Source organism: Tellurirhabdus rosea, assembly GCF_026278345.1.
Lineage (GTDB): Bacteria > Bacteroidota > Bacteroidia > Cytophagales > Spirosomataceae > Tellurirhabdus > Tellurirhabdus rosea.
This window is the reverse complement of record NZ_CP111085.1, coordinates 3,861,102-3,874,425: the sequence shown is the minus strand read 5'-3', so window position 1 is coordinate 3,874,425 and position 13,324 is coordinate 3,861,102. Positions and strand designations below refer to the sequence as shown.

General features: G+C 54.0%; 14 protein-coding genes. 6 read left to right on the top strand and 8 right to left on the bottom strand.

Features of this window, described 5'->3' with window-relative positions:
- Nucleotides 1–68 precede the first annotated feature (68 nt).
- From ORG26_RS16395 to ORG26_RS16385, 3 genes are all read right to left on the bottom strand, one after another.
- Nucleotides 69–1,181, bottom strand: a complete 1,113-nt coding sequence (locus ORG26_RS16395) for an endo-1,4-beta-xylanase (RefSeq protein ID WP_266363638.1) — start codon at nt 1,179–1,181, stop codon at nt 69–71.
- 77 nt (nt 1,182–1,258) lie between these two features.
- Nucleotides 1,259–2,443 carry an aldose epimerase family protein gene (locus ORG26_RS16390; protein ID WP_266363637.1) on the bottom strand — a complete coding sequence of 395 codons (1,185 nt, stop codon included), beginning with the start codon at nt 2,441–2,443 and terminating at the stop codon, nt 1,259–1,261.
- 219 nt (nt 2,444–2,662) lie between these two features.
- Nucleotides 2,663–2,872, bottom strand: coding sequence for a hypothetical protein (locus tag ORG26_RS16385; protein ID WP_266363635.1), 210 nt, complete (start codon nt 2,870–2,872; stop codon nt 2,663–2,665).
- 66 nt (nt 2,873–2,938) lie between these two features.
- Here ORG26_RS16385 and ORG26_RS16380 point away from each other — a divergent pair, with 66 nt between their 5' ends.
- Together ORG26_RS16380 and ORG26_RS16375 are read left to right on the top strand one after the other, a co-directional pair.
- The gene (locus ORG26_RS16380) at nt 2,939–3,187 is read left to right on the top strand and encodes a MoaD/ThiS family protein (RefSeq protein ID WP_266363633.1); all 249 of its coding nucleotides are present in this window, start codon (nt 2,939–2,941) and stop codon (nt 3,185–3,187) included.
- A 155-nt stretch (nt 3,188–3,342) separates the two neighbouring features.
- Nucleotides 3,343–3,753: a molybdenum cofactor biosynthesis protein MoaE gene (locus tag ORG26_RS16375; protein WP_266363631.1), complete on the top strand. Its 411-nt coding sequence runs from the start codon at nt 3,343–3,345 to the stop codon at nt 3,751–3,753.
- A 122-nt stretch (nt 3,754–3,875) separates the two neighbouring features.
- On the opposite strand, the gene ORG26_RS16370 is transcribed toward ORG26_RS16375, so the two are convergent.
- Together ORG26_RS16370 and ORG26_RS16365 are read right to left on the bottom strand one after the other, a co-directional pair.
- Nucleotides 3,876–4,958: a glycosyltransferase family 4 protein gene (locus ORG26_RS16370; RefSeq protein ID WP_266363629.1), complete on the bottom strand. Its 1,083-nt coding sequence runs from the start codon at nt 4,956–4,958 to the stop codon at nt 3,876–3,878.
- 9 nt (nt 4,959–4,967) lie between these two features.
- Nucleotides 4,968–5,753 carry a polysaccharide deacetylase family protein gene (locus tag ORG26_RS16365; protein WP_266363627.1) on the bottom strand — a complete coding sequence of 262 codons (786 nt, stop codon included), beginning with the start codon at nt 5,751–5,753 and terminating at the stop codon, nt 4,968–4,970.
- A 190-nt stretch (nt 5,754–5,943) separates the two neighbouring features.
- On the opposite strand from ORG26_RS16365, the gene ORG26_RS16360 reads away from it, so the two are divergent.
- Nucleotides 5,944–6,336 carry an Hsp20/alpha crystallin family protein gene (locus ORG26_RS16360; RefSeq protein ID WP_266363625.1) on the top strand — a complete coding sequence of 131 codons (393 nt, stop codon included), beginning with the start codon at nt 5,944–5,946 and terminating at the stop codon, nt 6,334–6,336.
- A 202-nt stretch (nt 6,337–6,538) separates the two neighbouring features.
- On the opposite strand, the gene ORG26_RS16355 is transcribed toward ORG26_RS16360, so the two are convergent.
- Entirely contained in the window at nt 6,539–7,342 is an 804-nt protein-coding gene (locus ORG26_RS16355) for a glycosyltransferase family 2 protein (RefSeq protein ID WP_266363623.1), read from the bottom strand.
- A 243-nt stretch (nt 7,343–7,585) separates the two neighbouring features.
- Here ORG26_RS16355 and ORG26_RS16350 point away from each other — a divergent pair, with 243 nt between their 5' ends.
- Nucleotides 7,586–8,575 carry a ribonucleoside-diphosphate reductase small subunit gene (locus ORG26_RS16350; RefSeq protein WP_266363621.1) on the top strand — a complete coding sequence of 330 codons (990 nt, stop codon included), beginning with the start codon at nt 7,586–7,588 and terminating at the stop codon, nt 8,573–8,575.
- A 48-nt stretch (nt 8,576–8,623) separates the two neighbouring features.
- On the opposite strand, the gene ORG26_RS16345 is transcribed toward ORG26_RS16350, so the two are convergent.
- On the bottom strand, nt 8,624–9,094 hold the full coding sequence (locus tag ORG26_RS16345; RefSeq protein WP_266363619.1) for a regulatory protein RecX: 471 nt from the start codon (nt 9,092–9,094) through the stop codon (nt 8,624–8,626).
- Nucleotides 9,095–9,223: 129 nt separating this feature from the next.
- Nucleotides 9,224–9,736, bottom strand: a complete 513-nt coding sequence (locus ORG26_RS16340; protein ID WP_266363617.1) for a hypothetical protein — start codon at nt 9,734–9,736, stop codon at nt 9,224–9,226.
- A 237-nt stretch (nt 9,737–9,973) separates the two neighbouring features.
- On the opposite strand from ORG26_RS16340, the gene ORG26_RS16335 reads away from it, so the two are divergent.
- Together ORG26_RS16335 and ORG26_RS16330 are read left to right on the top strand one after the other, a co-directional pair.
- Nucleotides 9,974–11,269 carry a hypothetical protein gene (locus ORG26_RS16335; protein WP_266363615.1) on the top strand — a complete coding sequence of 432 codons (1,296 nt, stop codon included), beginning with the start codon at nt 9,974–9,976 and terminating at the stop codon, nt 11,267–11,269.
- A 175-nt stretch (nt 11,270–11,444) separates the two neighbouring features.
- The gene (locus ORG26_RS16330) at nt 11,445–13,313 is read left to right on the top strand and encodes a glycosyltransferase (protein WP_266369424.1); all 1,869 of its coding nucleotides are present in this window, start codon (nt 11,445–11,447) and stop codon (nt 13,311–13,313) included.
- Nucleotides 13,314–13,324: the final 11 nt, after the last annotated feature.

Here is a 13,324-nt window from a genome sequence, read left to right as displayed (position 1 = left end):
TACTGTCAAAAAAGCCGGGACCGACCAGAAAATCTGGTCGGTCCCGGCTTTTTTTGGGTAACCAACGGTTATTTGGCCCCCGTCATCTGCCGGATAAATGTCACCTCTTCCGGCTTGTACGGCTGCCCGTTTTCGCGGAAAATATCATGGAACCACAGCGGCGGCTCCTGGGCGTACGGCTTCTGCCACGAATCCCAGGGATAGATGGTGTTGCTTTTCCCCGCCACAAAACCCCAGTTGATTACGCCCACTTTGGCGCCTTTTGCCTGCGGCATAATGGCCTGAAACGTGCTGCCCACCGGGCGCGCCATGTACTCGGTGCAGATGATGGGCCGCTTGAACTGCGTCAGCTGCGCCATTCGGGACGTGAAGTCGGCCACCGGACCGTAGTTGTGGAACGTGATGATGTCGGAATTCTGGAACAGCCAGCGGTTCATCTCGTTCATGGCTTCGGGCGCTTTCCAGTCCCCGTACCAGGGAGCCGCCGTGATGGGCTGCGACGGACGGGCTTTTCTGGCCCAGCCAAACGCCTCCTTGACTAGCTGAACGCCAAGCTCCGCTTTGTTGGTCAGTTCGGTTTTCATCTTCGAGGTGCGGCCGTAGCTGCTGGCGTTGTCGTTGTCCGGTTCGTTGACGATATCCCAGGCCAGAATCCGTTTATCGTTCCGGAACGAGCCGATTACGTCGCGCACGTAGTCTTCCAGCCCTTTCCACTGCGAACGGTCGGCCAGTACGTCGGCACCGGGGCCCTGCACCCAGCCGGAATTATGAAGTCCCTGCACGGGCTCACGCTGTTTGCCCAGCTTGGGTTTCGGGTCCCAGACCGAGTCGAACAGCACCAGCATCGGCCGGATTTTGTGTTTCTCGCAAAGGCCCAGAAACTGGTCCAGCCGCTTTTTGAAGCCTTCGGGGTCCTGTTTCCAGACCATGTCGTGCAGAAAAACGCGCATGGTGTTCATGCCCAGTCCTTCGGCCATTGCCAGCTCCTTATCGATGAGGTCGGGCGAGAAGGTTTCGGACTGCCACATCTCAATCTGGTTGATAGCATTGGCGGGTACGTAGTTGGCGCCCACCAGCCACGGCTGTTTTTTGTACCATTTGGCGGCCTGCTTCGTGCTCCACTGCTTCTGGGCAAGGGCAGGAATGGTGATTAGCAGCAGAAAAAGGGTTAGTCGTTTCATAGTCTTGTGTAACGCCGGGCCCGGCTCGTCCGGGATTGTGTTGCGGACAGACCGGGCCGGTTTACGCGGCGTGTCAATCATTTGGTTGAAAATTCGTACACAGTCGTCGTCCGGTATGTCTGCCCCGGTTTCAGCACCGTCGACGGAAAATCAGGCTGGTTGGGCGAGTCCGGGAAATGCTGCGTTTCCAGACAAAAACCGTGGCGCTTCCCGTAAGGTTTTCCGGATTTCCCCACTTCTTGTCCGGTCAGGAAATTTCCGCCGTAAAACTGCACGCCCGGCTCGGTCGTCAGCACGTTCATCACGATTCCCGACTGCGGACTTTCCACGGTGGCAATCCGGCGGGGTGTTTCGGTTTGTCCGCCGTTGAGCACGAAATTATGGTCATAACCGCCGCCCGCCTTGATTTGAGGGTGATCGGCGTCGGCCCGCTGGCCGATGGGCGTGGGTTTCCGGAAGTCGAAAGGCGTCCCTTCCACCGGGGCCAGTTCACCCGTCGGGATCAGGGTGGTATCGACGGGCGTGTACCGGTCGGCGCTGATGGTTAGCAAATGGTCGCCGATGGGGCCGGAGCCTTCGCCGTTCAGGTTGAAATACGTGTGGTTGGTCAGGTTCACGACGGTCGATTTGTCGGACGTGGCCCGGTAGTCGATCCGTATTCCGTTGTCCTGGAGCGTATAGGTCACGACCGTCGTCAGGGTGCCGGGGTACCCTTCCTCGCCGTCTTTGGACACATACGTCAGTTCCAGCGTTTTGTCGTCAACCTGCCGGGCGTTCCAGATCCGGGCGTTGAACCCCTTTTTGCCGCCATGCAGCGAATTGGGGCCGTTGTTGACAGGCAGCGAATACGTTTTGCCATCCAGCGTAAATTTCCCCTTCGCAATCCGGTTGCCGTACCGACCGACAAGCGTACCGAAATACGATTCGTTATTGGTCAGGTAGCCGTCAAGGCTGTTGTACCCCAGCGACACGTCCACCGGCTTTCCGTTCCGGTCGGGGACGAGCAGGTTCACCAGGCGCCCGCCGTAGGTGGTCACGCTGACGGTCAGTTTGTCGTTTTTGAGAACAAACAGATCGGCTTTTTTCCCGTCTACTTCTTTCTGGAAAGCCGTCCGCTCGGCCAGTCTGGGGGCGCCGGATGGTTGGGCGGCGGAAGTGGTTGTACTGTCGGTCATGCCGGAGGATTCCTGTTGTGAGGTGTTTTTTTGGTTACAGCCGGTGAGCAGCGCCGCCAGAAAAGCGGTCAGAAATAGGTGTTTCATGAGGTTGGAGTCGGATAAACTACCTGCAAAGAGAGCAAATCCTGTACTTTATCCCCATAATTTGGCGCTTTTTTTAGTTTGGAGTTTTGTTTGGGGTTTAGAGTTTATGGTTTGTAGTGCCCAAAAGCCGGAAATGAGGCCTATTTTCCCAACCCCAAACGCTAACCCATAAACGCTAAACCATAAACCCTAAACTTCAAACTTACTCCCTTACTCCTCTCAAAGCCCTATCTCCTTAGGCTTCAGGCCCGCTTCCCGGGCGGACATCCGGAAAATTTCCAGCATTTCCTCGTAGCTGAAAAGTCGGCCGGCGATGTAGTTTTGCTCTTCCGGGTCGGCAAACGCCTGTTTCTGGCGCAGGTCGCGGATATTTTCGTGAACCGAAATCAGCACATCCTGCCAGAAGTCGGTGAACTGTTGCTCGCTCATGGTCGTAAAAGTTATATCTTCACTGTAACTTCTTGCTAACGTATATACGTAATTTTATCTTTGAGCATGAGCAAAACAGTTTCGGTGCAGCTTTTTGGTATTACCCGGGAGATAGTCGGCGCTTCGACGCTGGCCGTGGAGGTTCCCAAATCCGGGGAAATTGGGGATTTGCTCAACAGCCTGAAAACGACGTATCCGGCCCTGAGCGGTCTGCGGTCCCTGCTGGTGGCCGTTAACGGCGAATATGCCGAACTGACCGGCAAAATTTCCCCCAAAGACGAAATTGCCCTGATTCCCCCCGTCAGCGGCGGTTAATCAGGCAAGAATGAATAATGAAAATTTAAGAATGAACAGGCATGCGGCGCACCGCGATGACTAGTGAATAGGAATACACCGAGCCAGCACACGGATTCGGAGTACGTTCATCCTTCATTGCGGTCCGCCGCCGCGGTTCATGATTTATTAAAACTATGATCTCGATTACGACCGACCCCATCGATATGAACTCGGCCTACAAGTACGTAGCAGCGGACGAGGCCGGGGGAATTGTGTTTTTCTTTGGCACCGTTCGCAACAAGACCGCCGACAAGTCGGTCGAACGGCTGGAGTACGAGGCGTACGACTCGATGGCGCTCAAGAAAATGCAGCAGATTGCCGACGAAGCCTGCCGCCGCTGGGACATCCGCCGGTACGTCATTCTGCACCGCAAAGGCAACCTGCTGATCGGGGAAATCGCCGTGCTGATTGCCGTCGCCACGCCCCACCGCGCCGCCGCCTTCGAAGCCTGCCGCTTTATCATCGATACCCTCAAACAGGAAGTGCCCATCTGGAAAAAAGAAATCTTCGACGACGGCGAAGTCTGGGTAGACGCACATCCCTAAAGGGGGAATTAAGAGTTATGAGTTATGAGTTATGAGTTATGAGTTGGCTTCGCTGAACGGGGTTCTGGGATGGTGAAGCTTACCGCAACGGCGGACTACTTTTAACTCATAACTCATAACTCTTAACTCTTAATCCTTAACTCCTGAAAAAGCGTCCAGTACTCCTCCCCGGCCCGTTCCCAGGAGAACTGGGCGGCCCAGCGTTGCAGGCGGGAGGCGCGGAAGGGATTGGCGGCAAAATCCTGAAGTCCGTCGAAAATGGTTTCGGCCATGCTTTCCGGCTCGAACGAATTGAAGTAATAGGCCTCCTTCCCCCCCACTTCGGGCAGACTCGTCAGCCGGGACAGAAACACCGGCTTGCCGAGGCTCATCGCCTCCACCACCGGCAGGCCAAAACCCTCCGATAACGACGGAAACAGAAAGGCCCGGCAGTTTTCGTAGAGCCACCGTTTGGTCGGTTCATCCACGGCTCCGGGCATCAGCAGCCGGTCGGCAATGCCCAGGCTCTCGGCCTGCTGGCGCAGGTGCCGGGCGTAGTCGTGCCCGTCGGGACCGGCCAGCACCAGCCGGTAGTCCGGAAACGCCTCCAGCATCGGCAGCAGCGTATGCAGGTTTTTCTTGGGATGAATAACGCCGACGGAGAGGAAGTAAGGAGCCTGGCCTGTAAGGCCGTAGGGTGGTAGCGTCTCAGGCACCTGCTCACCGGCCAACGGCCCCTGTCCACTGCCCATCGGATTGCCATTGTAAATCACTTTCAGGGGCACGTCGGGTAGGCGCAGGTGCTGGCGAACGACAGACGCGGTGTATTCCGAAATGGTCGTAATGGCGGCGGCGCGGGCTACTTTTTTCTGAAGCTGAGCCAGTTTGCGGGCTTTTTTGGCTTCGCTGTAATCGGCCCGTTCCAGAAAATTCAGGTCGTGGATGGTCAGGATAAGTTGGGTTCCGGCAGGCGGCAGGTAAGCCGAATCCTGGTGGGTACAATGCCAGAGATCGAAGCCGCCGGGAGAAAGCCAGCGCCGCCACCAGGTGGTTTCCCGGTAAAAAACCTCCCGGCCGAAAGCGCCGGTTTGGCCCGGCGGCACCAGAAACGTCAGGTTGGCGGCGGTGGGCTGGCGGCGGACAAGTGCATCGCCGAGGTGCCGGCAGAACTGGCCCAGGCCGCTATGCGGGTCACGCAGTCGTTCGGTGTCGATGAAGACGTTCATGGCGATAGATTACAGAAGTTTTCCAAAACGAACTTTACGGATGAATTGCGCCAGCGAGTCCGTCCCGCGGATATCGAGCCGCTGCAATTCGTAACGGTTGCGGAGCGGCAGCGGGTTCAGGCGGTTCCCGATGCGGAAGGCGGCCACCACGCCGAGGTCGCGCAGCGTGTCGAACATCGCTTGCCGGACCGCGGCGTCTTTAGGCCGTCCGCCGTACGGGTAGGCCAGGATGGGCGTAAACGACAGGCCAAGCTGCCCGAACGTCGCGATATTCTGCGCTACGTCTTCCCGGATTTCGTCCACCGAAGTATGTTTAAAATTAGGGTGTCGGTGCGTATGCAGGGCCATTTCGAAGATCGCCGGGTCGAGGGAGCGGAGTTCGTCGGCGGTCATCAGCGGCTCGTCGCCGCCGTCCCATTCATTGCGGCCGCCGACGAAAGCTGTCGGCACAAAAAGAGTGGCCTTGAATCGGTGTTTCAGCAGTAATGGCACGGCGTGGGTGAGGTTGTTCCGGTAGGCATCGTCGAAGGTCAGCAGCACCGGGCGGGGCGGCAGCGGACTTTTCCGGTTCAGGGCATCGGCCACCTGCCGGAGGCTAACCGACTGATAGCCATTCTTTTTCAGCCAGCCCAATTGCTCGTCCAGCTGCGCCACCGAGACGGTCAGCATGTCCTGCCGCTGCGGGTCCACTTTGTGGAACATAAGCACGGGCAGCGTCGGCCGTTTGCGGTAAAAAATCCACAGTACCAGAATAAAAAGCAACAGCAAAATGCCGATGCCTGTCCATAGATTCATACAGGAAAAAAATTATTCGAAATGACAAAATTGACTAAAATTTAGACAAAGGCAATTATTTAAGCCTTATTGTCAGGTTTAAATATAACTTTCAGAGGATGAGCCGCCAAGCTGGCAGAAGTCACTGGTATCTGGCCGGTTAGGCACTCATTTTGTAATAAAATAAACAACAACTAACTGGATTACTCCTATGAATGCAATGGATAACGCGCTGAAAGGAATGGGGGGCCAAATAGATCTGCTGAACACCCTGTACGGTGGTTCCAGCATGACCCGCATGGAAACAGAACAGGAAGATGATCGGCTGGTCATTACGTTGTCAGCTCCCGGCGTGAGTCCGGAGGCGTTCAATGTGCTGATTGACGGAAACAAATTAGTTCTATATACATTATTACAACAACGGAATACCGACGAAGCCCAGGCCCTGGCTGTGCCGATGTTCCTCCGGGTGCTGGACATCCCGCCTTTTGTGGATGCCGAACAGATTGAAGCCGTGCAGGAGCCGGGCCGTGTCCGGGTACATCTGCCCTTCAAAAATGGCGAACACCATCGCCGCCGGATTGAGATTCAGAAGTGGTTTTAAGGAGTGAGAGTGAGGGAAAGGGAATAAAAGGTGAGGTTTGGAGCGTGAGGGAGGTTACGACCCGGTGCAGAAGGATGAGGGAAACGACGTACGGGTCAAAGTTTGGAGAGGGTGTCAGGAAAGTCTGACACCTTTTTTGTTTTTGGGCTCAACGAAGCGGTTTAGATTGCACGACTCCCGGCTGGCGTCGTCTAGGCAAACCTTACCGCTTCTGCTTTTCCGCTTCCGGAGCTGTCTGTTTTCCGATTTCCCGAAGTTTCGCGTACTTGACCACCGGGTACATGGCCGAAAAAAGCGACCAGACAAAGCCGGGATAGCCGTTCAGGAAATTAAGCTTCAGGATATATTCTTTTAGAAACGTCAGGGGCAGGCGCAGAATGACGGGAGCCGCCGAAGGACGTTTACCCCGGCTCTGCATGTCTTTGGCCCCGGCCGTGGTGTAGCGGTTGAATTTCTCAAAATACTCGTGCAGACTCCCGTAGCTGTCGTGCAGCATATGGTTGTCGAGACGGCCGACGGGCGCATTGAGCACCACGTCTTCGTGGACCCGGGCCTCGTTGTAGTTGCCGTACCGCTTGTCGAACAGGCGCAGGTGCGGCATTTTGTACTCCCCGCCATAGCGCATCAGTCGGCCCAGGAAGATCAGGGAAATCGGGACTTCGTACCCTTTGTACGGCAGCATTCCGCTTTCCGACCGGGCCACTTTGTCCCGAATCTCGGCCTGCAGTTCTGGGGTCACCACCTCGTCGGCATCGACCACCAGTACCCAGAAATTCCGGGCCTGGGCGACGGCGAAGCCCTTCTGCGTGCCGAACCCGTCGAACGGCCGGTGCAGGACGCGGCATCCTCTCCTTTGTGCAATTTCGACGGTTCGGTCCGTGCTCCCGGAATCCACAACCACCACTTCATCGCACCAGCGCAGGGCGTCCAATACCGGGGCCAGCAGGCGGGCCGAGTTGAGCGTTATCATGACCGCACTGATGGGCGGAGTGACGGGGGTAGGCATGGGGCAAAGGTACAACAGAGGGCCTGTTGTGCCAAGAGGTAGTATTATTCGAAGAATTTTATTCCGATTAAAATTTCAACTTTCTGATGCTGTTCGGGTTATCCCTCTCTGGGCTTGGCACTTTCTCCTAACTGACCAATCGGGGTTGAATCCCGCCGCCCCGCCCTTTATCTTTGTTAGATACCGGGTTTCCAATACCCACGCTACTTTGCTTTTATCCTTACGTAAAAAACCATACTGAACATGGTCAACCACGAAATCACTGAGCCGCTGCTCGTCGAGGACCCCCTGCGGTTTGTTCTGTTTCCCATCGAGCACCATGACATCTGGGAAATGTACAAGAAACACGTCGCATCGTTCTGGACGGCCGAGGAAATTGACCTTTCGCAGGACCTGAAGGACTGGGAGGCTCTGACCGACGGCGAACGGCATTTTGTCTCGCACGTACTGGCGTTTTTCGCCGCCTCGGACGGTATTGTAAACGAAAACCTGGCCGTCAACTTCCTGTCGCAGGTCCAGTATGCCGAGGCCAAATGCTTCTACGGGTTCCAGATCGCGATGGAGAATATCCACTCGGAAACCTACTCCCTGCTGATCGACACCTACATCCGGAATCCGCAGGAGAAAGACCGGATGCTGCGCGCCATCGATACCATTGAATGTGTGCAGAAAAAAGCCGACTGGGCCATGCGCTGGATCACCAACGGCTCGTTTGTGGAGCGGCTGCTGGCCTTCGCGGCCGTGGAGGGAATTTTCTTCTCCGGCTCGTTCTGCTCGATCTTCTGGCTCAAAAAGCGCGGCCTGATGCCGGGGCTGGCGTTTTCCAATGAACTCATCTCCCGCGATGAAGGGCTGCACCGCGACTTTGCCTGTCTGCTGTACACCCAGCACATCAAAAACAAACTGCCCGAGGAAAGCGTCTACCAGCTCATCCGCGACGCCGTAGCCATCGAGCAGGAATTTGTCACGGACGCCCTGCCGGTTTCGCTGATTGGCATGAACGCCGACCTGATGAACCAGTACATCGAGTTTGTAGCCGACCACCTGTTGCTATCGCTGGGCCTGCAGAAAGTGTACAATTCCTCGAACCCGTTCGACTTCATGGACATGATTTCGCTGCAGGGTAAGACGAATTTCTTCGAAAAGCGGGTCGGCGAATACCAGAAAGCGGGCGTCATGGCCGGCGTGAAGGAAAAAGAAGCCCCGAAAATCGCCTTCGACGCGGACTTTTAATAATAGTGAATGAGTGAATAGCTCCGATGAGTTGGCTTCCTGGCGGAGCTAATCACTATTGGCTATTCGCTCATTCACTAATTCATAAACCAGTTCCGGTTCGAAGCCTTTGCTGATGGCGTAGCGGGCCAGTTTCTGTTTGAGTGCGAGCGGACTTTCCTGCGGGAGGGTCCGCTTCTTTTTTTCGAGGAGTTCGGTCAGGCGCTGGCGGTAATCGTCGGGTTCGATTTCCTTCATTGCCGTTTCCAGATTGTGTCCGGTGATGCCGCGCTGCTTCAGGTGCTGCCGGATTTTGTGCTTTCCCCAGCTTTTGACGCGGAATTTACTGCCCGCAAACGTCTTCGCAAATCGCTCTTCGTTCAGGTAATTCTGTTCGATCAGTTCAACGATAATAAGGTCGGCATCGTCGCCGTACACGTCCCATTCGGCCAGTCGCTCGCGGACTTCCTGCTGGGTCCGTTCCTGATAGGCACAAAACGAAGCGGCCCGGCGCAGGGCATCTTTCAGGCGGTCATTCATGGAATGAAGGTAGTATTGGAAATGAAAAATGAAAAATGAATGATGAAAGAGACGCGCCGTTTGGCGGTTGTTTCCCATTTATTATTCATTATTCATTGCGGCCCGCCGCAGTTCATTATTCATTGCAATTCATTGCGGTCCTCCGCTGCTCATTATATAAATCTCCATACCGCCCCGCTGTTCGATGAGGATCGGAACGCCGTTACCCAGCATTACGCTGCTCTGCCGCAGGACGTTGCCCTCCCCTTCCTGCACGATGGTGAGTTGGGCGGCATCCGCACGAATGGCCGGCAGGGACAGGAGGTTGGCGTCACCATTCTGGATCAGCCGGATGACGTTCCGGTTGCCGTTGAGGCCAAAATCAATTTCGTTGCCCCGCCCGATCTGTAGCAGGACCGCGTCGTTGCCGCTGCCGAAGACCTGCGCCCGCACGGTGTTTGAACTGCCGCTCTGCACGTAGTTTACCGGCCCGGACGAGAGGGGGGGCAGCACGCCGGCGGAAATCAACTGAAAAATATAAGTCTCGTACTGGTTCTGCGTCCGGTTCGTCTGACGCCAGTACACCTCCGACTCCTGAGCGTTCACGGCGAACGGTATCAGGCTGGCCAGGAGCAGGCAGATTATTTTTCCCTTCCTTTCCATAACGTCTGGAAATGGTTTAGAACTGTAAAACTGCCGAGCGAGTAGACTGTTTTGAGGACGATGGATAAATTACACTGGGAAAAAATTTCCAATAAATAAGCATTTTTTACTAGCATTGTAATAAGTAAATTTTACCAATAACACATCAACACATAAAGCATTTAAAATATGACATTCTAGTATCCTTTTCGAAGGAAAGAATTTCTTTTCCACACTGTCCCCTTAATTCATATTATCATGGCACCAATTGTTCGACTTAATTTAAAGTGGATTGGATTCATTTTGGGAGTTTTGATTTTCATTAATATATCGCTCTTATTTACTACCTGGTTTTCTCAGCTGTATTCTGCCGAGCTTTATCAGAGCAATCAATTTCTTTTCCTCCTATTACAACAAACCGATCTTTCTCTTGAAAATGTATTAGCGGCCTGGTACTCTTCCATGCTTCTCCTTTCTGTTTCACTGGTTTCCATTCTTTGCTTTTTTTCCCACAGACCCGCCAGTGCTTTATGGCTCAAAAATAAATCCGGCTTTGGCTGGCTTTTTTTCTCGCTATCTTTCGGTGCGCTGTCCTTTTCCGAATTGGGTTCGCTTCATGAAACGATTGGCGACATAGTTCTTTTCAGTAGTTCAGGCGGAAAATACGGCTGGTATGTATTCTATTTTCTCATCGGGTGCATTGGCTTATTTATGCTGCTTTTCACCTGGATTCATCTGCGTCAATCAACCTCCGGATTATTTTTCGCCACGTTAAGTGTGCTGTTTTTTATCAGCGTTCCGGTCCAGGAAGTATTTGAATTTGAATTCTGGAAAGCTGGGGAAAGACCCGTCTCCTACCTGCTTCTGGAAGAAGGCTCGGAGCTGTTCGGCTCGCTTAGTATGCTGGTTGCCACGATGATATACTTCATTCAAAGTGCTGAAAAGCAACCCCAAACCCTCCCGGCCTCCCGTGTTGAAGTCAGGCTATCCGTTAATACCGGCCGCGTTTTTACATACATCGGCCTTGTGCTTCTGGCGATGGGGTTTCTCATGTTATCTTTCTCGTTTACCACCCGAAGCCATTCCTTGTCTGACGACCAGTCCGGAATTGCGAAAAACTGGTTTCCGAGCGTCGTTGCTTTTGTCTCTTTTGTGTATGGCGCTTATCAGGTAAGTCGAAAAAAGAATACCGTTTTATACGGACTAATGTCTTTTTTATGCCTGTTCCTTTCGGTCTATTACGGAAGCAATTGGTATGTGTTTCCTTTTCTTCATTCTGGCAGCATTAAAAGCCTGTTATTGCTATCAATTATTGGCGGAATATCCGTTTATCTGAGCTATGTATTTTACCGAAATCAGACGAATTCATTGCAAAGAATACCCATTCTATTTTTCCTTTTTAGCCTATTGATTTCTTTGCTGACCTGGCAAACCTATGCCGCTGAATTTGGCTTTCTATCTTTCTCTTCCCTTCTGGTAAGTCAGCTATCATACAATCACTTTACAAAAAAATCTGCGATTAATACAAAAAAATTAAAGCCAAAGTTTACGTAATAGCGGTCTATACACTTTCCGTATAATAAATTAGATTACGTCAACTAAAAGATAGTGAACTAAAAAAGGTAAATTGTTTAAGCAAAACTGAGCCGACTCTCCGAAAAATACTTAATACACCGTCTTGTTCCGTACCGTATACAGTGCACCAATTATTTCCTGAAAATTGATAGACGTGGATCGCATTCCCAAGTCACCTCCCGCCGTACTGCCCCTGCCCGAAGAAACAGCCCGGCCGCTCTGGTCTGTGATGATTCCGGCCTATAACTGTTCGTGCTTTCTGGAGGAGACCCTGAAATCGGTGCTGGCGCAGGATATGGGTCCCGATCAAATGCAGATTGAAGTGGTCGACGACGCCAGTACCGATGCCGATGTGGAGGCGCTTGTGCGTCGGCTGGGCCAGGGCCGGGTTTCGTACTACCGCCAGCCCCAGAATGTCGGCAGTCTCCGCAACTTCGAAACCTGCCTGAACCGGTCCAGAGGCCAGCTGATTCACCTCCTTCACGGGGACGACCGGATTCACCACGGCTTTTACCGGAAGATGACCAAAGTTTTCAAGGATTTTCCGGAGGCCGGGGCCGCCTTTTGCCGGGTGGCGTATATCGACGAACGTGGGCGGGTGCATGCCGTTCAGGACACCGAGGTTCCGGAAGCGCAAATCCTCGACAACTGGCTCGAAAAAATTGCCGAGAAGCAGCGCGCTCAGTACGTCTCGATGGTCGTGAAAAGGTCCGTTTACGAGCATCTGGGCGCTTTTTACGGGGCCATCTACGGGGAAGACTGGGAGATGTGGACGCGCATTGCCCGGCACTATCCGGTGGCCTACACGCCCGAACTCCTGGCCGAATACCGCGGCCATCAGGGGTCCATCTCCAGTCTCAAGGCTTTGCACGGCCGGGGCCTCGACGACCTGCTGACGGTCATCAATAACATTCAGAACCACCTGCCCGAGGACAAAAAAAAGCGCATTCTGACCCGTTCGAAGCGGCATTACTCCTACTATGGCGTCTTCAGTGCCATCCAGACCTGGGAAATGACGGGCGATGTCCGGAACATTTTTCCGGCGCTGCGGGCTTCGTTCCGGTTGCATTCAAGTATCGGGCTCGTCTTTTTCATGCTTAAGCTGCTGCTCAAAAAAGCGGCCCGGCAGTCATTTACCGCCCTGAACCGGCTGCTTTCGTCCAGCCCGTCGGACCGGGCCTCCGTGAAGTGGGATTGGGAGGTTTCCAGCAAAACCCGCTGGTGGGACCTCGACCTGGCCGGTCTGTGGGCTTACCGCAAACTGCTGGCCCGGCTGGTCCGGCGCGATTTTCTGGTCAGTTACCAGCAAACCCTGCTCGGCCCTCTCTGGATGTTGCTGCAGCCCATCCTCACGGTCTTTATCTACGTGCTGGTTTTCAACCGGTTTGTCGGCCTGTCAACGGGTTCGGTGCCGCCGGTGCTGTTCTACCTGTCGGGGACGGTGCTCTGGAATTTTTTCAACGAAGTCTTTACCGGCACGTCGAACACCTTCACGGCCAACGCCGAACTATTCGGCAAAGTTTACTTTCCGCGTCTGGTTATTCCGCTGTCCATCACCAGTTCCCAGTTTCTTCGCCTGCTGATTCAACTGGGGTTGCTCACGGGCGTGCTGGTTTACTACTGGACCGTGGAGGGGATGCCTTTCCGGCTGAACGCCTGGTTTCTTTTTGCCCCGGTTGCCATTCTGCTGGTGGCCGGTCTGAGTCTGGCCCTTGGGCTGATTTTATCGGTGATTACCGCCAAGTACCGAGACCTGTCCAACTTTTCGAGTCTGGCCGTCAGGATGTTGATGTTTGTTACGCCCGTCATTTATCCCCTGTCCGGCATCAACCCAGCCAACCAGTGGCTGCTTGCCCTCAATCCCTTGACCCCGCTTTTTGAGGCGTTTCGCTACGGGTTGCTGGGCGAAGGGACCTTCGCGACGGGCCAGCTTATTTACAGTAGCGCACTGAGCGGTGTCCTGCTGATGGCAGGTATTCTCCTTTTCAATAAACAGAAAGAAACCGTGATGGACTTTCTATAGCCCGGTAGCCT